The following is a 25,256-nucleotide window of genomic DNA, read 5'->3' on the forward strand; positions in this document are numbered from 1 at the left end:
AATTTTGGGCTTTCTATCATATTTGCCAGTTTTTCTACGTTTTCAAAGTCTAAAAGATCAAGCTGAATTAGTTTCACAGAGCCTTCTTTAAGCTCTTCAATTTCGTTATACAATGGCTTGAGATTATCAAGAGATCTGGAAATTAGAATCACACATGCACCTTCTTTTACAAATCTTTTTGCAACAGAAGAGCCTATTCCACCTGAAGCCCCGGTAATTAAAGCTATTTTACCTTCTAACTTACCCATTTCTTTCTCTTTAGCAAGATTCATTGAAATATTTTAGCTGAAAATTAAATTTTGCTCCATATATAAAAATCAAACTTAGCACATAAAAAAATAGCAACGACATCACCACACCGCCTAAACTTCCATATATCAAATTCAGTTGGCCAAAGGAAGCTTTTAAATATTGCTTGAAAGCTGAAGCAGAGATCGTCCAAAGAATAACAGCTACACAAGATCCGGGAAATACGTCTGATAAGTTTTGTTTTATGTTTGGCAATGTGAAATATAGCCAAGATACTATAGTAAAAAGCACAAACTCAATAAGTAAATATCTAGTATAACTTAGCCCTTGGTAAGAAAAATCAATTAACATTGGCACTAATGTAAAAAATACTATAGTCAGAGTTGTAACAAGCGTAATTACTAAAAATTGTAATATACTGAGCACCCTTCTCCATATATAAGGCGATGAAACCGGAACTTTATAGGCCTTATTCAATATCGTTCTAAATCCTTCAATTGTCGATGAGGCAGTCCAAACAGCGCCTACAATTGCCAAGGTTAATAAGCTTTGCGGAGGGCCTGATATTATCTCCCTAATACGTGGCATCAAAGATGATAAAATATCCTGTGGCATGTTATCAATAATAAATGCCCAGCCGACATTGTATTGATCTAAGAAATTTGCGAACGTTGATGCCATGGCTATTAAAACAATAAGAAAAGGAAATATTGATAACAGGATTAAAAATGATAGATACCCTGCATGCTCCACTCCATCATTATAAATTGTGTCAATTAAAGCACGATAAAGGCAATAAACGATACTATAAAATTTCTGTAGCACTTGTAATATAAATAAACTAAGAAAAGTATTCTAAATGAAATAAAGCATACTTTTAAGCAAAAAATCCTCACCGTTTACTTAAATTTAATCAAAATGATAGATAATCCAGCGTTAAATACGGAGGCATAATGAAAAATTTTCTTCTACTTGTAGCTTTAATTCTTTCCTTTGCATTTGATAATGCTTTTGCTGCTGCTGTTACTGATGATGCAACAACCAATACAATATGCAAAATAGTAGGCTATACTCACGGTATAGGCGGACCTATGATTACAATAGTGATAATTGGTGCAGCTTTGCTGGCAATATTTGGCAGAATGCCATGGCCAGCGCTTTTTGCACTCGGTGCATTTACTGCTGTGTTTTTTGGTGCACCTGTAGTTGTTTCAAAAATAGTACCAGGTGGTGTGATTTGTAAAGATGGTGTAACTGCTTGCCCTGATGGTAAAACATGGGATACAACAAAAAATATATGCAAATAATAAGCATAAAGCTTCAAAACATTAGCAAATGGTGCTTCTTTAAGGAGCACCATCATTGCACGAACTTGTGACTTAAGCCACCATAAAGGTGTTATTCGAGTAGTCCCTCCCCTGTCATCCCAGTACTTGATACTGGGATCCAGGAAATTTGATTGGATATTAAGTTTATGAGCATAGAAGCAGTTAATTTTATGTTAAAACACAACATTTTTGATGAGGCTGTATTAAGAGATGGATCCCAGTGTCAGCTACTCGGATGACACCATTTGCTACGCAATTTACTTTCAAAAATGAATGCTCGTACAGCTGTGTGTCAGCTACTTACATAACACCTCTCGAAAATTACTTTAGCTACAAATATTAAAAAATTTACCAAGCAAAAAAAAAGCAAAAAAGTCCCCGTGTAACGAGTTTTAATAATTTAAATTGATAATGTGCTAACAAGCGTGATTTGGCTGAATGTAGAAAAAATTTAAAAAGCCGCTATAATTTTTGTGTAATTTACCAATAAATATTTGAGTTTTTTACTGATTTTGTGATTGAGCCTGCAGGTCAAAAATAAGGATAAATACTCTTAGTATCATGATATGTATAACAATGTTACAAAAAATAATATCATAGAATTCAATAGGATAATTCCTAGAAAACCCCTACATACTAAAAAAAGCAAAATGCTGTTAAAATGAGCTTAAGAATAAATAGCAAACATCTAACATAACAATTCTATTTGTAAATCAGGTGAGACTTATCCTATAGAAAGCTTTCGAACTACGCAAGCGTATCTTTTGCCTTTAGTATTTCTTTAAACCTGCTGCAAAAGAGTGGGAATGGTTATAAAATAGGGAGGTATAGCAAGAGAATAGAGAGGGAAGATGAGCTTAAACTACCATAATCTAAAAGAACATCCGAGAAATTTTCGAGATGTAACAGGTTTGAAAATAGAAGAATTCGAAAAGATTGTAGAAAAAGTGCGCCCAGAGTGGGAAAAAGTTCAAGAACAGAAGAAATGCCATGGAAGAACGTCAAGATTGCCTGTATTGGAAGATAAAATACTCTGTATAATTCTATAGACCTGCTACAAAAGAGGAGATATTTAAAGAGAGATGTAGCAAGAGGGAATGAGCTTAAATTATCAAATCAACGTTATTCTACTTTACCTCACTAGCATTTTCCTTACCTTGAGCCTTACTATTACTCACAAATATAAACGTTCGTTACATAGCTCTTAATATGTCTAAAGAGACGAAATTTCCCGAATTATTTATAATGAACCCTTACGATCACATTCTGGGGACGTACATCAGAAAACTTTTATATTATTAGTTTTGTAGTAAAATTATATGAGTACATCGTATCTATTAAATCAGAAGCTTTATGGATTACAGATTGAGAGCTTATTTGTTTGGGGTTATCTGGTTTATACTTAGCTTACTTAGTAGTGTAGCTAATGATACTATATCAAAATATCTAAGTTTACATCTTCAGAGTTTTGAAATAATTTTTTTCCGCTTTCTGTTTACCACTATTACCCTTGTACCTTTTATGTTTTACTATGGAATAGAAACTTTTAAAACAAGTCAAATATCTACTCAAATAACCAGGGGTGGGTTGTTGTTTTGTGGAATGACCTTATGGACTTACGGGTTGACTGTTTTCCCCATAGTAACTGCAACGATTATAAGTTTTTCTATACCATTATTTGTTATACTTCTTGCAATCCCTTTGCTAAACGAAAATATAATTTGGCAAAGATGGATAGTAACTGTTATTGGCTTTGTTGGTATTGCTATTACTACCAAAGCTCATAGTGAAGATTTTAATCCTAAAATTCTTATTTTTATTGTATCTGCATTAATCTTTGCTATATTAGACATGCTTAATAAGAAACTTGTAATAAAAGAGTCAGTAATAAGTATGTTATTTTATTCAGCTCTAACGACAACTATTTTTTCTACTCCACCTTTGTTATTTTATTGGCATATGCCTTCCTTGTTGGAGTTAGTATTACTGCTGATTTTAGGAATAAGTTCAAACCTAATTCTGTTCTTCATGTTAAAAGCTTTTGCTCTTACTGATGCTACTGCACTTGCACCGTATAGATACATAGAGCTAATAATTTCTGCAATAGTAACATACGTTATATTTAATGAATTACCTGATAAAAGTGCTTTATATGGTACTTTGATATTAATACCATCAACCTTATTTATAGCTTATTCGGAAGGTAAGGCAATTAAGAAAAATAATGTAACAACAAAAGTTTATAATTGTTAATGGTATTTATTTTAGATGCTAAGCTATATTTTTAAGGTGATAATAAAATGCACATAACTATTATAGGAGTAGGGTATGTAGGCTTAGTATCTGGTACAATGTTATCGGAGCAGGGCCATAAAGTTGATTGCATTGACATAAATACTGAGAAGATTGAACTTTTGAAATCAGGGAAAATTCCTCTATATGAACCTGGATTAGCAGATTATTTAGAGAATAATATAAAGTCACAAAGAATAAGATTTTTCGATTCGTATTTTCAAATAAATCCCAATACAGAAGTAGTATTTATAACTGTAGATACTCCATCAGACTCCCTAGGAAATGCAAATTTAAAGAATGTATATAATGCAGTAAGTGAAGTTTCTGACAGAGTTAATCAAGATTGCTTAATAGTGATAAAGTCAACTGTTCCTCCTGGTACTGCAGAAAATATATATAATTATTTATCTAATAAGGGTTATAACTTTGATTTGGGGGTTAATCCAGAGTTTCTCAAGCAAGGCTCTGCAGTATCAGATTTTTTATACCCAGATAGGATAATAATAGGAGTAAAAACTAAGCTAGCTAGGGCAAAACTAGAAGTTATATATAAATCATTTATAGATAAGAATATTCCGTTAATAGTCACTGATACAGTTACTGCTGAAATGATTAAATATGCTTCTAATGCTTTTCTAGCAACAAAGGTTGCTTTTATCAATGAGATGGCAGGTTTATGTGAGCTATTAGGAGCAGACATTGACCTTTTAGCTAACAGTATGGGAATGGACCATAGAATAGGTAAGGAATTTCTCAAAGCTGGTCCAGGATTTGGAGGATCATGTTTTCCTAAGGATTTGTCAGCTTTATTAAGGCTTGCTGAAGACCACAATGTTAAGCTACAAATTTTAAATTCAGTTAAAGAATCTAACTATAATCATATAACAAACATTGCTAAAAAGGTAGAATATGTATTAAATGGAGTCCAAAATAAAAAAATAGCAATATGGGGGCTAACTTTTAAGTCTGGTACTGATGATGTAAGAAATAGCCCAGCTATAGATATTGCACAATTGTTAGTGAATAACAAGGCTAAAGTTACTGCATATGATCCAATGGGGATGGATAATGCTAGGCAAGTTCTAAAGGATATAGAGTACGCAGACAATGCTATAGGGGCTGCAAGGGACGCGGAAGCCTTGTTATTGTTAACGGAGTGGAAAGAATTTAAAAATCAAGATTTTGCAAGTTTAAAGAGTATTATGGCTGCACCTAATGTTTTTGATTTCCGTAATTTATTAGATAGCGAGCTATTACTAAGATATGGTTACCATGTTTATTCCTTGGGTAAAAAGTCTATCTACAAAGTTTAACTGTTGAGAAATTTTTTTTACACCGCTTTACTTAGTTTTTTTAGATCTTTGCTTGATAGTATGGAAAAGCAAACGAGTGCAACAACAGAGCAAATGGAAAAAAATGAAAACATAATACTGTTACCACAGTGCTTAACAAGTACTCCTAAGAGCACGCATGAAAATATTGAACTTGCAATATACCCAAATAATCCTGTTAAGCTTACAATTGCACATACATTATTTTGTGGAGCAATTTCTACAGCTATAACACCTGTCAGTACTTGCACTCCAAATATAAAGAATCCTGATAAGATTGCACCAAGGTTCATAAGAATTATGTTTTGACCAAAGTTCATTGCAATAAAAGTGAGTGCTATACCCAACATATAAAGTGATGCCAGCAAGCTTCTATTTTGAAAGAAGTACATATCACTAATTCTTCCTGTGATTAAAGTTCCAAGGATTCCACCTAAATCATATACGCCTGTTATTAGTGAGGATTGTACAAGAGAAATTTGTAATTTATTCTTTAAAATTATAGGAAACCAAAAGAAGATTCCCATTTTTATAATATAAGCACAAAAAGTAGCACAACATAGAAACCATATGGAACTTGTTACCTTGATACCTATTTGAGATTTCTGCACCTTATAATAGGTAGTAAAGTTGGCACTTTCTTTGTAATATGCCTTTAATATTATATAAATTCCAAAAAGTAAGCATAAGAAACCAGAGTACAAAAATGCACTTTTTGCATCATATATTTTAATTATACTTGGTAATACAATTAAAGTAATACAAGAACCAAGTTGCTGAGATGCGCTCATAACTCCCCATGATGATGCAATTGAAGAGATGCTAGAGTTTGTAACCATAAACTTGGTAATAGCTGGCCAACCTAACCCTTGTGTCCAAGCTAATAATATTAATGTTAACAGTAATAAAGTTAGATTATTATATGATAAAGTTATACCAATGGTTAATAATCCAGTTGCAATATTGCATAGCCCAAACATAAATAATGGATTATTTTTGGAGTCCATGATTATTCCATTAACAAATTTTGATACTCCATAAAAAAAAGAAAAGCAGGCAAAAAAATAGCTTAATTTTACATGGTCAGTATCTATTAACAGTGGTAGAGCAATTGGTATACTTTGTCTTGATAAATAAAGCAGCATATATCCACAGAAGAATAGTAAATATTGAAAGAAGACAAAGTTCACACCTATTCCCAAATAGCTCTATGCAGATGCTAGCATAATACTATATTGGTATAATATTGTTTGACAAGAAGTTTGCAAACAATTAGTGCAGAAAATTACTTAGTATCTTTCTTATAGCAGATACAGTAGTATTAATATCTTCATAGCTTATATCTCTATGTGTTATAGCTCTGATTTTACCTTTGATGTTAGCCATTCTAATTCCATAATTTGTCATTAGTACGTTTATTAATTCTTGAGTAGATATACAATTAGTACGTAATGAAAAATACGCTATATTAGTTTTATACAGGTCGATATCAATTATAACTTGATCTATGGAGTCTAGGCCTTCTATAAGGTGCTGCATTTTTTTATGATCTTCTTCTAAAGAATTTACATTATTACGTAGAGCATATAAACATGCAGCTGAAATAATGCCAGCTTGGTGCATACCTCCGCCAATTTGAAACTTATAGTACCAAGCTTTTTCAATAAACTCTTCACTTCCAAGCAATATTGCGCCCATTGGAGCACCTAATCCTTTACTAAAATCAATGAATACCGAATCAAAATAACTTGCATACTCCTTTGGAGATATTTTAGTATGAGCACAAGCGTTGAACAGTCTTGCTCCATCTAAATGAGTGAATACGTCATTCTCTTTGCAGAGACTTGAGATCTCTTGAATATATTCTAAAGGCCACACAGCTCCACCACCAAAATTTGTCGTTTGTTCGATAGAAACAAGCCCAACTCTCGGAATATTTCTTAAACTAGGACGAGTAATAAACTCAACAATTTGTTCTCCAGTAAATATTCCTCTCGTACCTTTGATGGGCAAAGGAGTGGCATGTGCTTGGGCTGCGATCAAGCCAGATTGTACTATGAGCGGATGTGAAGTTTCATCAAGCAGCAAGTAATCACCAGGTCTTTGAATGTGTACTTTATAAGCAATTACATTGGACATCGTTCCTGAAATCAAAAAGATTCCTGCAGGTTTACCTAATATTTTACATGCGGTTGCCACTAATTCGTTCACAGTTGGATCTTCACATGCAGCTTCGTTTCCAACTTTTGCTTTAGCCATCGCTTCCCTCATTTTAGCTGAAGGGTCAGTGTTTGAATCGCTAAAGAAATCTATTTTTACTCTCATATTAAATTTAACACAACCTCCTTTATAATTTCAGCAGCTTTCATGATGTCTGTTTCCTTTGTGCCAAGATGGGTAACTGCTCTTATATGAGACTCGAGCCAAGGAAAAAGCAATAAACCATAAGCTTGGCACTTACTCAAGAAAACCTCATTAGTTACATTTAGTGCTTTTATACTAAAGCTTACTATATTAGTTTCTGGATAAGGTAGTACCAGTTTTATGTGTGGAATTTCCTTAATCTTGTCTGCAAACAGTTTGGCGAGTTTATTGTCTTCTTTAAGCCTAGAAATATTGTTCTGTAGTACATACTTTGCTGCATTAGCACAATACCCTATCTGATGATAACCACTACCTAGCCAAACCTGTAGCTTTTTAGCCCTTTCAATTATCTCTCTTTTACCCATAAGCATTGAACCAAAAGGAGCTCCAAGTCCTTTGGTAAAAGAAAAGCTCATTGTATCCACATATTTAGCATAATCTGCTAAAGCAATATTTGTTTCGACATGAGCATTAAATATTCTTGCACCGTCTAAATGAAGATTTACATTGTGAGCTTTTAAAAAGTGATATAACTCGACTTGTTTTTCAAAAGGATAAATTTTACCATTAAACCCGTTTATACTATTTTCTATAGAAACAAGACTCACCTGAGCAAAAATTTTGTACCTTGGCTTAGAATTAATAGCATATTCTACTTCAGCAACATCTAAGATTCCGCTATTATTTCTAATACAATTAAATACGATATTATTTACTTTTGCATTGCCTGCGCTATCGAAAAAATTAACGTGATAATTATAATGAGTTATTAGTTCATCACCAGGACTTGTTTGACTGGCAATGGCTAATCTATTTGCAAGCATACCGCTGGTTGCAAATAATGCTTCTTCTACTTTGAATAATTGTTTGCAATATTCTGATAAGTCATTACAGCTTTTGTCTTCACCATAAGCAAAATCTCCAACAGTTGCATTACTTATTGCATGTATAACGTTGGAGCTCTGCAGAGTTGTAGTGTCACTTCTCAGATCAATAATTTTTTCCATCTTATTTTTTGCCATTCAAACAACCAATTTGAGCATTCCAAAGTTCCTTGTAAAGACCTTGCTTAGAAACTAATTCAGCGTGTTTACCATCTTGGACAATTTTCCCTTTGTTAAATACTAGAATTCGGTCCATGTGTAAAAGTGTAGAAATACGGTGTGCTATAGTAATCGTAGTTTTATTTTTCATCAATTTGAATAAACTCATTTGAATTGTTTTTTCTGTTATAGAATCTAACTGACTAGTTGGTTCATCGAGAAATAATATTGGAGCGTTTTTTAAAAATGCCCTTGCTATTATTATTCTTTGTCTTTCTCCTCCAGATAGCTTGATGCCTTTTTCTCCGACTGTAGTTCCATATTGATCTGGTAGAGTCATAATGAAATCGTGAATACCAGCCAGCTTTGCAGCTCTCATTATTTCTTCGATAGTAGATTGAAGTCTACCATATATGATGTTTGCTAAAATAGTATCATGAAATAACAATGGGTCTTGAGGTATTACAGATATTTGTTGCCTCAAAGAACTCTGTGTAACTTCTGATACTATTTGATTATCAATCTGTATATTACCTTTTTTAACATCAAATAGCCTTAGGATTAAGTTTATAAAAGTAGATTTACCACCTCCAGAATAACCAACTAGACCTACCTTTTCGCAAGGATTAATGGTAACTGAAAAATCTTGAAATAATGGCTCCTGGCCTTCATAAGAAAAAGAAACATTATTAAACGTTATTCTTCCACTTAATAAATTTAATTCTTTAGCATTTTCCTTATCTTGAATTTCTGGTACAGTAGTCAAGATTGGCAATGCATCTGAAACTTTGCCGAAATGAGTAGAAAATTGGGTAAGATTCCTAGTTAGATGGTTAAGAAACTCTATAATCGATATATTAATTCCAAGTACAAGAGCAATATCTCCTATTGCGATCTTGTTCAATTGATAATCATGAATTAAAAAATACAAGTTTACTGCTTGGAGTATATCGAATGAATAGCCATATATAAACCAAAGACAAAAGTATGCCCATTGTAATTTTCTCTCTGCAATAGTTCTTTTCTTGCATATTTGAAAAAATTTGTGTCTCTCATGTGCTTGCTGAGAAAATAACCTTACTGATATAACATTTAAAATACTATCTGCTATACTAGCTATTACTTTTGAATTTTGTTTAGAGTAATTATCAGCTAGTTCAGTAAGTACACGAAAGCTGAAAATCGAGACTAAAATAAAAATGCTTACCCAAGTGAATGTAGCGATTGCAAACTTTATGTTTACTAATGATAAGGTATAAATAGCTAAGACTAATGCTATACTGTAACCGAAAAAACAATCTATAAGCAATCTTATTAACTCTATCACACTATCCATTAAGCTACTGACCTTATGTACTAAGCTTCCAGATAAATTGTTCTGATAATAGGAATGGTCTTGTTGGAGTAGCCTACAAAAAGATATATCAGCTATTTTTTGACGCATTAAGGTAAACATTCGAATGTCAACAAAATAGCCATAGAATCTAAAAGCAGTAGTGATAAGTAATGCCATGCCAAGATAAGCGCTTACAGGTAATAAAAGATTTTCAATTACATTACCTTCCTGATATTTTACAGCTGTATCTAGAATATTTTTTACTAAATACTTTCTAAAAGACAAATCAACAGCTACCACCAGGGCAACTAAAGACATTATAAGTACATTAAGTTTGAATTTAGATACTATATTCAAGATGAACATCAATACACATTTGAAGCTATCAACTCTACTTCTGTTCATTTATAATGCTAGCTCCACTACGTTGACTTTTTTATTGAGAAATACAAGTAGTGAAAACCATAAATTTTTGTATATTTTTCCTGAGATGTCTCCAGCATCATGTAGTGCTGATGCTCGATTCAGAATAAGTAGCTTATATAAATCTCGCTTAGCCTCAGTAGTGTCGATCTCAGAAATATTTGTAGTTGTGTCTGTAATAAAGGCTAACCAGCTCTTGATAAGTTCTTCCATGTTTTTTGCTTTTACACTTTCCTGGTAGCCAAACAATGACAAGCATTCTCTCAGTACAGATTCTGTTAACTCACCACAATTGAGTATACCAAAAACTGAAGGCTGAGGTTTTGGCACATAGGGAAGATCTTGATCTTTTATAATCCACCTTGTTACATAAGCAAATCTATCTTTAGCATCTGTATTCTTATCACTACCATGCCATAACCGTGAATCAAAAACTATTGCATCTCCTGCTGAAATAGGTAATGACTTAATTTTGTAATTTTCCCGATTATTTGAGTACTGATCAAAAAAATATGGGTACCAAAAATCAACTAAAGGCTGTATTTCCCATTTATGACTGTTTTCTATAATTTGCAGTGCACCTGAAGTTTCACTTACATTATTCAAAGCTAACCAAACAGAAAAGTGGTAAGGATCATTGAAACTATAGGAGATGTCTTGATGGAAGGGAACTGCATCTATTAAATCAGCAGTTTTACATATAACATTTGATTTTTTCTGCAGTATCTGACACTGAAGTGACTTTTCAAGGTAATTTTTAATAATTTTATCTAATGCTTGAGAGATAATTCTAGTTACTCGAGATGACGTGCCCCATCTACCGGTACAGTTTAAGTAGTCAGAAGTTGAAACACTTAGTTCTTGGGATAGCTCTGATATCTTATTTGTTATATCACTTAAAGACTGAGTTATTAGCTTTAAAGGAACCAGATTTTTGATAATAAAAAAACCATTTTTTTGTAGTATTTCCATATGATTAACACCTGACATCAATGACTGATAAGTAATCTGTTAAAGGTACAACAGAAGAAATTTTGAATCCTTTTACTTGTTTGAGTATTTTTTCCCAATCGCTTAATGTTCTTAGTTTACCTCCTGTTTCAACCATTACATTAATATCTACAGAGCCTCCAGTTGGAGAGCGGTAATCTAAAATAGTTTCTATCAATAAAATACGAGATATTCCTTTGACCAATTTTAAATAAGATAATACTTTATCATCATCATAGTGCTGTAAAAAGCGGCAAAAGACACCTAATTCATAATTTGTAACTGATAGTTCTTCCTGAGTTATAAGTTTGACTTTTAAATTTTCTACTAACTGTCTTGGTACTTTATGTTCGTTATATAGGCCTATAGAACCTTTATTGTGTATATCAGAATAAGCAAGAAATAAAGAGTGTACACCAAATAGCAATATATTCTTAGCACCATCTATATTAATCCTAGAATTAAACTCTTTAGTATCAAATCTAGAATATCCTAGCAATGCTTGGTAAAACGCTATTTTCTTATCTTCTGATGCTTCTCTTTCCTTAAAAGATTCAAATGAAGAGATTGACTTCTGTTTTAGTATATCGGCAATCTTTAACCAATTCTTTTCAGCGGCAACTCTTGCCCACATCGTTGCTGCTTTTGGCAAAAATGGTATTTCCTTAAAACACTTACCTTTTGATGATAGTTGCCATAAGTCCTTGTCCTTATCGTAATCAATAAACCCTATTTCCCACAACGCCCTTAACAGCCTTTCTAGATTTGGTACGATAATGTTTAACTTTTTAGATAAAACTGGCATAGTTGCAGGTAAAATATTTAACAAATCAAGTTCAATAGCAACGCTTGTTAGGTAAGTTTTCCAAAAGGCTGAAAGTTCTGCAGAAATCCTATGCACTTGAGATTCTTTACCTAAATCAAAAATACTAAACTTTACATTTCCGGTAATATTGATTTGTCCTAACACACCTTCAAAAGTTTCAACCTTTGCCATGCCATTATAGAATGCTTCTACCATTTTAAATCTCTGCTGGTAAACAGGATCACCATTAATATCTATATGAAACCAACCATGTTGATCTTCTGCAATAGAATACCCTTTATGAAAAACATTAAGTTTTTTATACCATTTATTATGTACTAACTTTCCATGATGATTAATATGTGTAGCTTTGCCATCCTTATAGACTACAGCGATACCATCCTTAAAATCTCCAACATAATCATATTCCTCCTGATAAATCCTGTTGCCATTTAAATTAATATGAAAACATTTATCATGTCTTCTAACTACACAAGCATCTTCCTGATAATTTCCAATCCATTGATACGACTGTTTGTATACTCTACATCCAGATGAATCAATATGGTAACACCCTGTATCATCTTCTACGGCTGCTCTATTGAAGTAGAATCCAAAAGTTTTTAGAAATCTATGATGATAAACTGCTTCTCCTCTCACATTGATATGATAAGCACCTGTCTGATCATGAACCGGTGCAAGACCGGGCTCATGAAATTTACCAACCTTTATAAACCTATTTTCATACAAAGGATTTCCTAGTAATTCGTGAAAACTCTCACACGGTGAAATTTTAATAGATTTAAGATTATCTTTGATTAATTGATCAAAGGTTTTCTCATGTTGCATGTTTTGCATAATTTGTAATTTAAATAATTCTTTTGTAAGCTTAGGTACTCACTACTCTGCCATATTTCCTCGAGTTTAACCTCATTAACATTACCAAAATTTCCTAATGTCTTACGGAGTTCATCTGGAGCACAGCAAGGACTAAACTTTCCTTCATTGTTTATCCATGCTTCTTTACCTAAAAATGGGCATTGACCACCTGGAGCCAAATCCTTAATACCTTCTTGAGAAAGGATTGTGAAATTTTCTAATTTTATCTTTTTACCATTTGGCAATAGAATATTATCTCTAAGTTCGTATAACCTTCTCACCTCCGTGTTCCATCTACTAATTGCTAACTCATCTCTTCTCATAGATAGATCCTTAATTTCCTCAAAATGTGCCCAAAGATGATGTCCTTTAACTCTATCTATGCCGTTTTTTATGGCCATCTTAACTATGTCATAGAGTTCATGTAAATTACTTTCCAAAAATGTTAATTGTAAAGTAACGGTACACCTTTCACCTGTATCGCTAAAGTATTTATCTCTAACTTCAAGGAAAGTTTTTAAATTTTCTGTCACTACTTCCCATTTTGAACCTTTCATGATTCTTTCATGAGTTTCTTTAGTTGCCCCATTCCAGGAAATCTTAACATCAGATAAAATTGGTACCAATAGTTCAGCCCATTTTCTAGCTCCTTTAATAGGAAAAGAACCATTGGTTGTGAGGTTAAGCTTAAGGTTGAACTCATGGCACAAATTGATTATTTCATCAAAGCTTTTATACATTAAAGGCTCACCCATAGTAGAAGGAATGATTTCCCTTAAAGGTGTTCCAGCTGCTTCCTTAATTACTTTTCTGATAGTTTCTATCGACAGTATCTTAGGTTTTATTCCTTTAGCTTTCTTTTCTTCTTTAACTTTGCTGTATGGTGAAAAACATTCGCACATTATACAAGCAAAATTGCAGTAATCTGGATTAGTATCAAAAGTAATTCTCCAAGGACCGGGTTTAACAGCTACTGATTTGCCTTTCTTTTCAATAGCATTACGGTAAATCTTGTTAAGTTTTTCAGTATGCTCACTTATAGAAGGTATATTTCCATTTTCAGTATAAGGATAGCCTTTTTGGGTAAGTTTATTGTATAACTCCTGATTTGTAGATAGGACTTGCATTTTTTCTGATAAACTACTTGCATCTCTGTGCTTAAACAATAGTCCATCTCTTACATATTCTGCCATGCCACCATAATCGGCTGTTATAACTGGTATTCTAAGTTGCTGTGCTTCATGTATTACTAACGGTGAATTTTCACCCCAAATTGAAGGAACGACTATTGCATCGACTTTATTAAATACGTCAGTAACTATATTCTTATTATCATAACTTCCCATCCATTCTATTCTTTCTTTAACAACAGGTGAAAACTGATCGGCAATCGCTTTTAAGGCTTTAGTTTCTTCTCTTGCTGCTCCCCAAATTCTAAGTTTTACTTTAGATGATAAGTGAGAAAAAGCTTTCAATAATAGATCAATACCTTTTTCGGGAGTATGAGTACCAATATAACCGAAAATAAACTCTTTTTCTTGTGCTCTATTTCTATTCTTAAGACGATTGAGATCAAAACCATAATCAAGATAAGAAATTTTGTTTATCGGAACATTAAAATCCTGAGTAAATTTGTCCATCAAGAATTTCGATGGGGAAATAAAGTAATCTATATAGTCTATTATTTTCCTTGTGTGCTTCATTCTAGTTGCAACCCATTGTTCCCAATAATTTATGTCTAAATTCAGGAATTCTTTATCTCCTGTAAAATATCCTTTGTAACATTGGGTTGCACATTTTTGATCCTTTTGTCCATCACAAAGCCGTAACAAATCTTCAGAATTGCGTTGAATAAACCTTCCTCTTGGACACATTAACCAAAAGTCATGTAGCGTAAAAATTGTAGGTATATTTTCTTTAAAAGCAATTTCTGGTAAAGTAATTGATAGATGATTAAGATGACCAAAATGTATAAGATCTGGCTGAAAGTTATCTATTACTCTTTTAAATTGTATATCTACTTCTTCATTGATAAATTTGTAACGATATTTAGCTATGGGTATATTAATTAAATGCAGTAAGATTCTGGAATCACTACGATCTAGGACTGTAGTGTAATAAAAATCAGGTAAAAAGCTATTTTCATACCTAGTAAATACTTGTACCTCATTGTTATTTGCTAGTTCATGAGCAAGAGTTTGGCTATAAACCTCTGAACCAGCACTATAATAAGGAGGGTAACCATGAATAACTTTTAATATTTTCATATATTACCATATCTATATTGTTAGGATATTGTTGTGTATTGTTTTGTAGACTTTTTATAAATTTACTTAATCCTACTTCTAATGAATGTTTTGGAGACCAACCAAGTAGCTCTTTAGCTCTAGTAAAATCACCATGGAACTTAGTTACATCAAAATTTCTTGGAGGATAAAAATCAATTCTAGAATCACTTTTCGTGACTTTTAATATTGTTTTTGCTAAGTTTTCTAAAGTACATGGGCTATTAGTAGTAAGATGAATAGCAGGAAGAGAAGATTTTTCGCTTTGTAAATATTGAACAGTTAAGCATATACCCTCTATAACATCATCCAAATAGGTAAAATCAAAAACACATTCTTTACCTTCTATTTTAATTGGATCACCTCTTAATGCATTAATACAGAGTGCAGGAATTACTCTACTGTTATGATCTAGTAAACCACCGTATACATTTGAAAAGCGTAATATTGCTACATTAAAATCTTTTGAACTTGTTATTTGTTCCTCAATAAATGCTTTACCTTTTGCATAATTATTTATTGGATCGATACTAGCAGATTCTGTAACTGGCAGTTCCTTCTGCTCTCCATAGACTTCCCTACTACTTGCATATATAAACCATGGTTTATTTGAAAGTGACTTACATAACCCTAAAAACTGCATTGTACCATCAACATTAATTTTTCTACACAGTTCAGGATAAAGTTCACCATGTATAACTCGAGAAATTGCAGCCAGATGAATAATTCCTGTACACTTAGCAAGTAGTGGTACTATATCTTCTGAAAAAAAACTGAGTGGATTGTTGTGAAACCTAATATCACAGCTTATTACTTCATGGCCCTGGTTTTCTAACTTTTTCACCAAGGTTGACCCTATCAAACCTGCAGCACCTGTTATTAATATCCCCATGTATACCCTCTCACTACAACTAGGAAAATTTGTCGTACCAATTATCTTACAAGTAAGAATCAAAAGGTATTATAAAACCAGTATAAAACAAATGTCAACTTAAATTAATGAATAAGAAAATGTAGTTATGAAAGAAAAGTTGGCCGCCTTTTTTTTTGAAAATAGTGTTCGGCTTTAATCAAATCCTCTTTATTATTTACTCCCATTGCTTCTCTTTCATCAGAAACTACATAACCTACACTCAAGTTATTGGTTGCTGCAATGGGCACTATATCATTAAGACAATATTCATTGGTCGAATTATTAAATTTTATTTCTTTTACTAAGGTAAAAAGATCTTTAGCATATGAAACTATTATTCCAGAGTTTGCAAGAAGCATTTTATCTCCATTTTTTAGGATTTTTTGAACATTTCCGTAATTATCAATTACTAATCTTCCATATTGTTCATCTTGACTATTGAATCCAAGAAGAACTAAATTATTATACTTTAAACAATCAGTCATTTTCATAACTGTATCACTAGATATAAAGGGAGTGTCTCCATACTGTATTAAAACTATGTCTTGATCAGATAACTCCTCCAGATTTTCTAGAGCAATTTTAACTGCAGTGCCAGTACCTGTAATATCTTCTTGAATTATTAGTTTTATATTGTATTGATCGATTATACTTTTTAGGGTATCAAACCTTTCTAAATCTTTTAGAAGGGAGTTGTTAACAACAATTGATAAGCTTTTTAGACTCAGCGATTTTGCATTAGAAATTATATGTTCTAAAAGAGTAAGATTTCCCACTTGGTGCAACGCTTTTGAATATTCAGAATTCATTCTACTGCTCTTTCCTGCTGCTAATATTATCAAAATGTTACTCATACATGGCTTAGGGATTGATTAGATAGTAAGTTAATTTATAATTAATAAGATGTAAAGCCCACTATAATTTTCTAAATGATCTAGATCTTGGCACCCTCATTAGAGTTTCATTTAAGAGAGCTATAACTTTAAACTCTTTACTCGATTTTCTACGCTGACATCTTGTAAACTCTGATCTGGACTTTTTAATATTTCTAATAATCTACTTGCAAGGTTTGAGTGTTTATTGATTACTGCAACCTGGACTAATGACTTGCCTTGATCATCACGAGCATTTGTTACAGCTACGCGCTCATCGGGTTTTATTGCTCTCAGCTTACTGATAATTTCAACATTACCATTTTTTGCATTTTCAAATAGCTCTTCTACTAATTTCAATAGGTTAGTAATATTCTGGTCTCGAGAAAGATCAAGTGGTGCTTTACCTTCTTTATTCTTGATGTTATAAATTGCACCATGTTTTAATAAAGATTTTACAACTTCCAAGGAGCCACCTTTAGCTGCAACATGAAGTGATGTAGTACCACTAGAAGTAGTTTTAGCATTAATAAAATCACTCAATTTATTGTGGCTTACACGTTGTAACAAAGCTTCAATAATTTCTTTATGACCTTTGGAAGCAGCAGTGTGTAATGGTGTATTACCCTTGTTAGTAACTTTAGTAGCATCAGCTCCATTTGCTAGCAAGATATTTACAACTTTTATGTGCCCATTATTAACAGCATAATGTAATGGCGTTCTTCCATCCACGTTCTTCGAATCAATGATTGCTCCATCTCTAATGGAACTCTCAATTCCTAAATAATTATTATCTTCTATAGCCTTAAATAACTTCTCAACCAATTTTAGTAATTTTATTACTTCTGGGTTTCCTCTTCTTTCCGCAAAGTGTAATGGTAAAACATATCTACCTCCTTCAGCTCTAGCATTAAAGTATGCTCCGCTCATAAGTAGAGACCTAACTATATCTAAATTACCAATTTGTGCCCCTAAGTGTAAAGGCGTAGCATTTTTATCCATTTTTGCATTAACATCCGCTCCATTTATAATAAGAGTTTTAACTACCTTAGGATGACCATATTGAGCTGCAAGATGTAGGGCTGTGCCTTTATTTTGATTTTCTTTTACATTTACATCAGCACCATGTTTCAATAGAACGGTTGCTATCTGATCATAACCTTTTTCTGCTGCAAAATGTAAAGGAGTCCAATTTGTGTGATCTAAAGCATTAATATCTGCTTCCTTTTCTAAGAGCAATTCAACCACCTCTAAATGATCATGGTCTACTGCAAAGTGTAGAGGTGTAGTACTTTTAACTGTTTTAGCATTAATGTCTGCTCCTTTATCAAGCAAAGATTTAGCAACTTCTAAATTACCATCATATGCTGCACAATGTAGAGGAGTCCAACTTCTGTTATCTAGAGCATTAATATCTGCTCCATTTTCAATCAAGAAATTCATTATTTCCAAGTGATTATGTTCTGCTGCCAAATGTAGAGCTCTTCTACCATCATCCATCTTTGCATTTATATTTGCTCCTTTTGCAATTAAGCTCTCTACTATTTTTAAAGAAAAACCATTATATGCTGCATTATGTAAAGGAGTCCAATTCTGATCATCCACGGTGTTAATGTTTGCTCCATTTTTAATTAAAAAATCACTCACCTCGAAATGACTTTGCTGAATTGCTAGATGCAAAGGTGTAAAACCTTCGTTTTTTTTAGCATTAACATTGGCTTTTTTCTCTATTAGTAGCTTCACTACTTCTAAGTGACCATTCTGAGATCCTATATGTAAAGCTGTGGAATTATCGTGGTCCTTAGCATTAACATCAATTCCCCTTACGAGAAGAAGAGACTTAACTACTCCAAAGTGATTACGTTCTGCTGCTAAATGTAGAGGTGTAAGATTCTCATAATCCTTAGCATTAACATTAGATTTTGCTTTTAGTAAAATGTCTACTAACTCTAAAAAGCCATTTTGAGACGCTAAATGTAGAGGTGTAATCTTATCATCTGTTTTTGCATTAACGTTTGCTCCCGCTTCAAGCAGAACTTTAACTATATCTAACCTACCAGTTTGTGTTCCCAGATGTAAGGGTGTAATGTTTGCATCAACTTTATGATTACCTATGCCTGAAGATCCAGCGTTAATATTAGACCCTTGTGAAATAAGAGCTTTAACTACTTCGAGGTTACCATTTTGTACTGCAGAATGCAAAGGTCTTGCTCGATCATTATTTACAGCATTAACATCTAATCCCTTTTCAATAAAAACATTTACTATATCTAGATGACCATTCTCTGCTGCTAGGTGTAAAGGTGTATTAAGTTTATCTGTTTTAGTACTAAGATCTGCTCCATTTGCAATCAAGGTGTTGACTATATCTAAATATCCTTGCTGGGATGCAAAACTTAAAGGTGTAAAGCCTAGAATGGTCTTATGGTTTACATCTGCTCCATGAGCAATAAGAAAGTTAACCATCTCTAAGCGATTTTTTGCAATTGAAAAATACAGTGGCGTAAAGCCATCGTACTTAATCTCTGAATTAATATCTAAACCTTCTCCTAATAAAGTGTTGACTAAATCCAACTGACCATTTCCTGCTGCTAAATGTAGTGGTGTAAGACTAAGATGTTTCTGAATTTCATAATTTTCATTTAAAAACTCTACAAAAAATTGCAGCTGATCCAGATTATTAGATATTCTATTAGTAAACATAAAGGCCTCGCATGAAGAATTTATGTAAAATATAGTATCTACAAGTTTTTAAGCAAGATAAATCTTCTTCTTAAAAAAGATACTGTAATCCAATCTGTATGCTTATAACTTCTTCATTTGATCATGAGTAGATCAGTTGTCTCAGCTGCAATAGAGACACCTGCCTTAAGTAGCTACGTCAATTTTCTCTGTTTTTGCCCCTTTTTTTTCTGATGAAGATGTCTTCATTCTTCTCAGTAGCCAATATTCTTTTTAAAGAATAATCGTTACGTGCACCAAGGAACTTAGAAAGAACAATAGGAAATCCACTTAAAAAGCATTAATAATTATACATAATTCTAATGATCTTCATGAAAGGGCTTAGAATAGAATTTAATAGACAATCTGATTTTAATTGATATTAAACTGATCAGACTGAGAGTTGAAAATATGGCAATAATTCTTTTAGACACAAAAACTATAAATCGTATAGCAGCGGGAGAGGTAATAGAAAGGCCAGCGAGTGTAGTAAAGGAATTAGTAGAAAATGCAATAGATGCTGGAAGTTCAGAGATAGAGATCAAAATAGAAAGTGGTGGACGTAACCTTATAACTGTGACAGATGATGGAAATGGAATAGAAAAGGACGACTTAGAACTAGCATTTATGAGGCATGCCACTTCAAAATTAAGCGATAGTGAGTTAATAGAAATCAAGCACCTTGGGTTTAGGGGAGAAGCTTTACCTTCAATTGCAGCAGTAAGCAGAATGAAATTATCGTCTAAGGCAAGTGGAGCAAAGGAATCATGGTCTATAAGGTATGAGGGAGGAGAAAAAATAAGAGAGATTACCCCTTGTTCTTTGTTGCAAGGTACATATATTGAAGTTCGTGACTTATTTTTTGCTACACCAAATAGACTAAAGTTTCTAAAAACCGAAAGGGCAGAAACACAAAGTATTGTTGATATTGTGAATAACTTAGCGATGATTAATTATAGTATTGGGTTTACTCTCACTTCTGGTAATAAAAAGCTCTTAAAATATGTTAAGCAAACTTCGCTGTTCAACAGATTATGTGAAATAGAAGAAGAATTTCAAAGCAATTCACTGGAAGTTAAAGAGGAAGAAGAAGGCATCAAACTTAAGGGACACATCTGTAAACCTAATGTCAATCGTGGCAACTCAACTCAGATTTATACGTTTGTTAATGGAAGGCCAATAAAAGACAATCTACTTGTTGGTGCAATTAGATATGCGTATCACGATTTTATTCCAAACAATAGGTATCCTTTTGCAGTGTTGCATTTAGAAGTACCATATGACCAAGTAGATGTAAATGTGCATCCAAATAAATCGGAAGTAAGATTTCAGAATAAAAGGCTAATATATGAAATAGTGAGAAGAGGGATAATAAAAACACTATCAACGAGATTTGCAGCGGGTGATCAAGGTATTGAAGAGGAGCTAATTTTTAATGATAGTAAAAGCCAAGAGCAGGTTGATAGTCAAGAGAAAAAAGATCAAAAAGAGTTTTATGAAAAGAGACCAAGTCTTTTAGAAAATCGTCTAATGAAAGAATTCAATGCACCAGATGAAAGAAGGCAAAGCTTACCAGAAACTTTTAAGTATGGAGAATCCCCAGCCCAAAAGGGAACGATGGTTTTAGAAAGGAAGCAAATTGATTTGGTAGAGGATCATCCCCTAGGATATGCACGTTGTCAGGTCCACAATACTTACATTATTGCTGAGGCTGGAGATAGGCTGATTATAGTAGATCAACATGCAGCCTATGAGAGATTGATATACGAGTGCTTAACAAGCATAAAAAGACAAAAACTTCTCATTCCTGAAACAGTTGAAATTAAAAACCAAGCTGGAATGGGGATGGTTAAAACTTATAAAGATGAGCTTTTTGAAATGGGTTTTGATATTGAAATACAATCAGAAGATAAAGTAACGATAAAAGAAATACCTGCAATCTTGGGAACAATAGATATAAAAGAGATGCTAGTTGATATAGTAGATAAGTTAATGGAAATGGAAGATACGTTGCCAATAGAGGATAAGGTGAATAAAATATCAGCCACAATCGCTTGCCATGGAGCAGGAAGAAAAATGAAATTGGAAGAGATGAATGAGATACTAAGACAAATTGAGAAAACTCCATATCCTGGTCATGAAAGACCAACGTATATAGAAATGAAACTAAGTGATATAGAAAAATTGTTTGAAAGGAGATGAGTTCAGTTTGTCAAAAAGGTTCCCAATTAAGTATACGTAACAGCTCTTCTGGTTATGGAGTATAAAATGTGAAAAAAGAGAATAAATGCTCTAATTTTTTAGATTACAAAGTAATAGGACAGGAAGTAAGAAATCGTAGATTAGCAAAGGGATATACTCAAAAAGATTTAGCAAAAAAAATCGGAACAACATATCAGGTAATACTTCAATACGAAAAAGGAACACGCAGAATTTCAATTAAGAAGTTATATGAATTAGCAGAAGCATTATCAACAACTGCTAGAGATCTAGCTTGCGTACAAGAAGTATCAAATGAGGGAAGGTATGAGGGAGAAGAGGTATTAAATCTAGTAAGAAGACATAGAGAGATTAAGGATCAAGAATTACGTGAAACGTTTTACTTATTAACCAAATTCATCCGTATTAGTGAGGAAGAAAGTGGAAAGGCAGTAAAAGTAGAGGTGGCAAAGGGTTTAGTTAAGGAAAGAGTTTCTGCTCATGTTATCTCTCGAACAACCAATTTATCTATTGATGAATATGATAATGATGAGAAAAAAATTTCCATTCCGTATAAAGTAGGTCAAAGAATAAAAGAATGGAGGTTGATAAGAGGATACACTCAAGAAGATTTAGCAAGTAAAGTGGGCATAATAAATCAAAGAATATATGAATATGAACAAGGACGAGCTGCTGTTTCACTTGAAATGTTAGATGAAATAGCAAAGATGCTATTAATTAATATTACAGATCTGCTTCCAGAAACAAGAGAAAATGAGAATAGTGAAGTGGAACTATCAAGGTTAATAGAAGAATACAAAAAGATTAAAAGCCAAGAATTACGTCATGTACTAATAAAATCTCTGTTTGAAAGCATACAAGTTTGCAAAGAGAAAGTGAAGAGAGTAGAAAAGATGAAAATTGCAAAGAATTTAGTTAAGGAAGGAATTTCTATCAATATTATTTTAAAAACAGTGGGCATCTCTTTAGACGAAATTCAACAAATTTAAAATAAAAAATCAGTATCTATTAATATCTTTACTTTTTGATGAAAAAATAAGTAAAAAAGATTGAAAAATTGATTTGACTTCACTCAAAAGCTATGGCTTTATGCCAATACTGACAAAAAAACAGCAGTAAATATATAAAAACATTTTGTTATTAGTGAAGGGTAATTTTTATGAATAATAAGAAAGATCGTAGAGAAGAAATAGAGTTCAGAGCATTAGAAAGCAACGGTAAAGCTCTACTTGATCGTGAAGTAATAGAAACGTTTCTAAGTGCAGTGCATGACAGGGAAGAAGCTCGAGTTATTGCTAGAAAGCTAATAGATAGTTTTGGAATAGGAGGAATTTTAGGCCAGGAAATAGATGACTTGAAAACTATAGAAGGGATAACTGACTCTACAGTAGCAGTAATTTTATGCCTAAAGGAAGCTGCAAAGAGAGTACCAAGAGAAGAGTTAAAGAAAGGACCTGTAATGGATAACTTGGAAACCATCGTAAAATATTTAAGGGTGAGTATTGGTTATTCAGAGGAGGAAAAGATGAAAATAATATATTTTGATCAAAAGTGCCGTTTAAAGGGGGAAGAAGTGTTCACTGGTACAGTGGATAAGGTACCTTTTTACATAAGAGAAGTAACAAGAAAGGCATTAATAAGAAAAGCGACGTCAATAATAATATCGCATAACCACCCAGAAGGAAGGTTAAAGCCATCTGATGAGGATGAAGCTGTAACTAAAGACTTGGCTAAAGCTTGTCAGGCTATAGGGATTAGGTTACTGGATCACATTATCATCACAAGTGTTGGGTATTTTAGCTTTAAAGAGCAAGGACTGTTATAAAGCAGATATTTGAAGATTTTCATGAGTTGTTTAACTACTTGAATGAAGAAAGTATTTGCAAGTACATTAATTATTGCTTACAATTAATGAGAAAGTATATATTAAATTAATAATAAAGTAATAAAGTCGGTTATAGACTTAGTTAAATATATTTAATAGCGGAGGCTAATATGGTTAATAAAATAATTGTACCTTTTGATGATCAAGAAGGAGGTGTTTACGAATTAAATGTTGATCTTGATAGATTATCAAAGGGTGAAATATCAAATGCGATTATAGGAATTGGTCGTACTAACACCTTTGTAAGCAAAATTAATAAGGCTAAAAAGCCTGAGGAAATAGCACCTTTCCCTGGTAGAGAAGTTCGCGAAAACAAAATCAACTGTGGGAAAGGATTTGACTATGTTTATGGCACAAAACCTGCAAGTGATCAAGAAGATAAAAATCCATTTACCTCCGCCTTGCAAAAAATAAAGCCAAGTATAAGCGAAAGTGAAAAGTTGAGCTGGTTTAAGAGTGGAGTGGTAAAAGCAAAAACCCCAAAAGAGATGAACAAAGTTATAGATGAAGTAATAGGTGATGGAACAAGGCTAAATGCATGTAATGATGGGGAATGGAGTTTCTCAGAGTATGTAGTATTAGGTACACATTTTCATAAATTTGATAAGGTTGATCGTAAAAAGGTAATACGTAAATTAATGTTAAGCGGTGCAGAGTTTCATGATACTCTACTACAGAATAAACTGATAGGTGAAATCTATGATGAGCTACAACCAGAAGTTCAGCTACAGATAGATAAGCAACTAGAAGAACTAGAAAAAGCTGGCGAAAGTGCTGTTCAAGAAGGATCCTTAATAGATCTCGAGATAGACAATACAACATCATATATAGAATTTTCTGATAATAGCAAGGTAGAGGTAGCCAAAATACTGGAAGCAAACAGAAAGTTAGGAAGTAATATTTTAAAAATTGGTAATGATGCAGTTGAGGTTAAAAGCGAGAAGGGAGGTATAAGAAACTATATCGATATGTCAGATGAAAGCTCTATTATATTACAATTTCCTACAAGCATTGGTCAGCTAAATATTATATTGTACCACGATGTAAAAAAATATGATCAAGTACAAGTCAGAGTAGAAAACAAGGAAATGTGGGCTGAGTTACAAAAAAGAGGCGAAGAAATAGGAAAAAACTGCCTTTTTGGGGGAGTGAAACTTCAAGAAGCAGTAGAGAAAGGTAATTTCACTAGATGTGGCATATGGAATGAAAAGTATGCTATAAAAGAGATTGGCAATGATGAAGTATTGTCTTCATGGGTAAATAGGGTATGTGGAGGTAGTAAAGAAACCTTTAGGGAACTTTAATTCATTTATTTTA

Annotated in this window: 20 protein-coding genes; 8 read left to right on the forward strand and 12 right to left on the reverse strand. The window is 32.9% G+C overall.

Annotation, left to right across the window (positions count from 1 at the left end; genetic code table 11):
- Together ONG78_RS01865 and ONG78_RS01870 are read right to left on the reverse strand one after the other, a co-directional pair.
- Positions 1 to 272 (reverse strand): SDR family NAD(P)-dependent oxidoreductase (locus ONG78_RS01865; protein WP_264377553.1); only part of this gene is annotated, 272 nt, incomplete at its 3' end.
- Complete coding sequence (locus tag ONG78_RS01870; RefSeq protein ID WP_264377544.1) at positions 259 to 1,074, reverse strand: YihY/virulence factor BrkB family protein; 816 nt, start codon at positions 1,072 to 1,074, stop codon at positions 259 to 261. The genes ONG78_RS01865 and ONG78_RS01870, both read right to left, overlap by 14 nt.
- 128 nt (positions 1,075 to 1,202) lie before the next feature.
- Here ONG78_RS01870 and ONG78_RS01875 point away from each other — a divergent pair, with 128 nt between their 5' ends.
- The 4 genes from ONG78_RS01875 (at position 1,203) to ONG78_RS01890 (ending at position 5,185) form a co-directional block, all read left to right on the forward strand.
- Entirely contained in the window at positions 1,203 to 1,556 is a 354-nt protein-coding gene (locus ONG78_RS01875; RefSeq protein WP_264374480.1) for a TrbC/VirB2 family protein, read from the forward strand.
- Positions 1,557 to 2,428: 872 nt separating this feature from the next.
- Entirely contained in the window at positions 2,429 to 2,626 is a 198-nt protein-coding gene (locus ONG78_RS01880) for a hypothetical protein (protein ID WP_063630617.1), read from the forward strand.
- A 304-nt stretch (positions 2,627 to 2,930) separates the two neighbouring features.
- Positions 2,931 to 3,830, forward strand: coding sequence for a DMT family transporter (locus ONG78_RS01885; RefSeq protein WP_264377391.1), 900 nt, complete (start codon positions 2,931 to 2,933; stop codon positions 3,828 to 3,830).
- A 47-nt stretch (positions 3,831 to 3,877) separates the two neighbouring features.
- Positions 3,878 to 5,185, forward strand: a complete 1,308-nt coding sequence (locus ONG78_RS01890; protein WP_264377390.1) for a UDP-glucose dehydrogenase family protein — start codon at positions 3,878 to 3,880, stop codon at positions 5,183 to 5,185.
- A 17-nt stretch (positions 5,186 to 5,202) separates the two neighbouring features.
- Here the strand turns inward: ONG78_RS01890 and ONG78_RS01895 are convergent, their stop codons facing one another.
- The 10 genes from ONG78_RS01895 to ONG78_RS01940 form a co-directional block, all read right to left on the reverse strand.
- On the reverse strand, positions 5,203 to 6,348 hold the full coding sequence (locus tag ONG78_RS01895; RefSeq protein ID WP_010405355.1) for an MFS transporter: 1,146 nt from the start codon (positions 6,346 to 6,348) through the stop codon (positions 5,203 to 5,205).
- A 127-nt stretch (positions 6,349 to 6,475) separates the two neighbouring features.
- Complete coding sequence (locus ONG78_RS01900; RefSeq protein ID WP_264377389.1) at positions 6,476 to 7,528, reverse strand: threonine aldolase family protein; 1,053 nt, start codon at positions 7,526 to 7,528, stop codon at positions 6,476 to 6,478.
- Positions 7,525 to 8,574, reverse strand: a complete 1,050-nt coding sequence (locus ONG78_RS01905; RefSeq protein ID WP_006280069.1) for a threonine aldolase family protein — start codon at positions 8,572 to 8,574, stop codon at positions 7,525 to 7,527. The genes ONG78_RS01900 and ONG78_RS01905 overlap by 4 nt, the downstream gene beginning before the upstream one ends.
- Before the next feature lies 1 nt (position 8,575).
- Positions 8,576 to 10,351 carry an ABC transporter ATP-binding protein gene (locus ONG78_RS01910; protein WP_108784045.1) on the reverse strand — a complete coding sequence of 592 codons (1,776 nt, stop codon included), beginning with the start codon at positions 10,349 to 10,351 and terminating at the stop codon, positions 8,576 to 8,578.
- Entirely contained in the window at positions 10,352 to 11,341 is a 990-nt protein-coding gene (locus tag ONG78_RS01915) for a phytanoyl-CoA dioxygenase family protein (RefSeq protein WP_214303434.1), read from the reverse strand. It abuts the gene before it with no gap.
- 4 nt (positions 11,342 to 11,345) lie between these two features.
- Positions 11,346 to 13,022, reverse strand: a complete 1,677-nt coding sequence (locus tag ONG78_RS01920) for a WG repeat-containing protein (RefSeq protein WP_264377387.1) — start codon at positions 13,020 to 13,022, stop codon at positions 11,346 to 11,348.
- Positions 12,983 to 15,310 carry a glycosyltransferase gene (locus tag ONG78_RS01925; RefSeq protein ID WP_264377554.1) on the reverse strand — a complete coding sequence of 776 codons (2,328 nt, stop codon included), beginning with the start codon at positions 15,308 to 15,310 and terminating at the stop codon, positions 12,983 to 12,985. The genes ONG78_RS01920 and ONG78_RS01925 overlap by 40 nt, the downstream gene beginning before the upstream one ends.
- Positions 15,267 to 16,220: an NAD-dependent epimerase/dehydratase family protein gene (locus ONG78_RS01930; RefSeq protein WP_264377555.1), complete on the reverse strand. Its 954-nt coding sequence runs from the start codon at positions 16,218 to 16,220 to the stop codon at positions 15,267 to 15,269. The genes ONG78_RS01925 and ONG78_RS01930 overlap by 44 nt, the downstream gene beginning before the upstream one ends.
- A gap of 125 nt (positions 16,221 to 16,345) precedes the next feature.
- Positions 16,346 to 17,095: an NTP transferase domain-containing protein gene (locus tag ONG78_RS01935; protein ID WP_264377556.1), complete on the reverse strand. Its 750-nt coding sequence runs from the start codon at positions 17,093 to 17,095 to the stop codon at positions 16,346 to 16,348.
- Positions 17,096 to 17,215: 120 nt separating this feature from the next.
- Entirely contained in the window at positions 17,216 to 19,816 is a 2,601-nt protein-coding gene (locus ONG78_RS01940; protein WP_253309691.1) for an ankyrin repeat domain-containing protein, read from the reverse strand.
- Positions 19,817 to 20,245: 429 nt separating this feature from the next.
- Here ONG78_RS01940 and mutL point away from each other — a divergent pair, with 429 nt between their 5' ends.
- The 4 genes from mutL to ONG78_RS01960 all read left to right on the forward strand — a co-directional run bounded on the left by mutL (position 20,246) and on the right by ONG78_RS01960 (position 25,243).
- Entirely contained in the window at positions 20,246 to 22,036 is a 1,791-nt protein-coding gene (gene mutL / locus ONG78_RS01945) for a DNA mismatch repair endonuclease MutL (protein WP_264377557.1), read from the forward strand.
- 68 nt (positions 22,037 to 22,104) lie between these two features.
- Positions 22,105 to 23,043, forward strand: coding sequence for a WO male-killing family protein Wmk (wmk, locus tag ONG78_RS01950; RefSeq protein ID WP_264377558.1), 939 nt, complete (start codon positions 22,105 to 22,107; stop codon positions 23,041 to 23,043).
- 170 nt (positions 23,044 to 23,213) lie between these two features.
- Complete coding sequence (locus ONG78_RS01955) at positions 23,214 to 23,879, forward strand: JAB domain-containing protein (protein ID WP_108783952.1); 666 nt, start codon at positions 23,214 to 23,216, stop codon at positions 23,877 to 23,879.
- Between the two features lie 170 nt (positions 23,880 to 24,049).
- Positions 24,050 to 25,243, forward strand: coding sequence for a hypothetical protein (locus ONG78_RS01960; protein ID WP_264377559.1), 1,194 nt, complete (start codon positions 24,050 to 24,052; stop codon positions 25,241 to 25,243).
- Positions 25,244 to 25,256: the final 13 nt, after the last annotated feature.

Origin of the sequence: Wolbachia endosymbiont (group B) of Philonthus cognatus, assembly GCF_947179345.1 — a bacterium.
Classification (GTDB): Bacteria; Pseudomonadota; Alphaproteobacteria; order Rickettsiales; family Anaplasmataceae; genus Wolbachia.

What these genes read in the sequence shown, in the direction of transcription:
- ONG78_RS01875 (WP_264374480.1), top strand. Translation starts at nt 1,203, where the DNA reads ATGAAAAATTTTCTTCTACTTGTAGCTTTAATTCTTTCCTTTGCATTT.
- ONG78_RS01880 (WP_063630617.1), top strand. Translation starts at nt 2,429, where the DNA reads ATGAGCTTAAACTACCATAATCTAAAAGAACATCCGAGAAATTTTCGA.
- ONG78_RS01885 (WP_264377391.1), top strand. Translation starts at nt 2,931, where the DNA reads ATGGATTACAGATTGAGAGCTTATTTGTTTGGGGTTATCTGGTTTATA.
- ONG78_RS01890 (WP_264377390.1), top strand. Translation starts at nt 3,878, where the DNA reads ATGCACATAACTATTATAGGAGTAGGGTATGTAGGCTTAGTATCTGGT.
- ONG78_RS01895 (WP_010405355.1), bottom strand. Translation starts at nt 6,348, where the DNA reads ATGCTGCTTTATTTATCAAGACAAAGTATACCAATTGCTCTACCACTG.
- ONG78_RS01900 (WP_264377389.1), bottom strand. Translation starts at nt 7,528, where the DNA reads ATGAGAGTAAAAATAGATTTCTTTAGCGATTCAAACACTGACCCTTCA.
- ONG78_RS01905 (WP_006280069.1), bottom strand. Translation starts at nt 8,574, where the DNA reads ATGGAAAAAATTATTGATCTGAGAAGTGACACTACAACTCTGCAGAGC.
- ONG78_RS01910 (WP_108784045.1), bottom strand. Translation starts at nt 10,351, where the DNA reads ATGAACAGAAGTAGAGTTGATAGCTTCAAATGTGTATTGATGTTCATC.
- ONG78_RS01915 (WP_214303434.1), bottom strand. Translation starts at nt 11,341, where the DNA reads ATGGAAATACTACAAAAAAATGGTTTTTTTATTATCAAAAATCTGGTT.
- ONG78_RS01920 (WP_264377387.1), bottom strand. Translation starts at nt 13,022, where the DNA reads ATGCAAAACATGCAACATGAGAAAACCTTTGATCAATTAATCAAAGAT.
- ONG78_RS01925 (WP_264377554.1), bottom strand. Translation starts at nt 15,310, where the DNA reads ATGAAAATATTAAAAGTTATTCATGGTTACCCTCCTTATTATAGTGCT.
- ONG78_RS01930 (WP_264377555.1), bottom strand. Translation starts at nt 16,220, where the DNA reads ATGGGGATATTAATAACAGGTGCTGCAGGTTTGATAGGGTCAACCTTG.
- ONG78_RS01935 (WP_264377556.1), bottom strand. Translation starts at nt 17,095, where the DNA reads ATGAGTAACATTTTGATAATATTAGCAGCAGGAAAGAGCAGTAGAATG.
- ONG78_RS01940 (WP_253309691.1), bottom strand. Translation starts at nt 19,816, where the DNA reads ATGTTTACTAATAGAATATCTAATAATCTGGATCAGCTGCAATTTTTT.
- mutL (WP_264377557.1), top strand. Translation starts at nt 20,246, where the DNA reads ATGGCAATAATTCTTTTAGACACAAAAACTATAAATCGTATAGCAGCG.
- ONG78_RS01955 (WP_108783952.1), top strand. Translation starts at nt 23,214, where the DNA reads ATGAATAATAAGAAAGATCGTAGAGAAGAAATAGAGTTCAGAGCATTA.
- ONG78_RS01960 (WP_264377559.1), top strand. Translation starts at nt 24,050, where the DNA reads ATGGTTAATAAAATAATTGTACCTTTTGATGATCAAGAAGGAGGTGTT.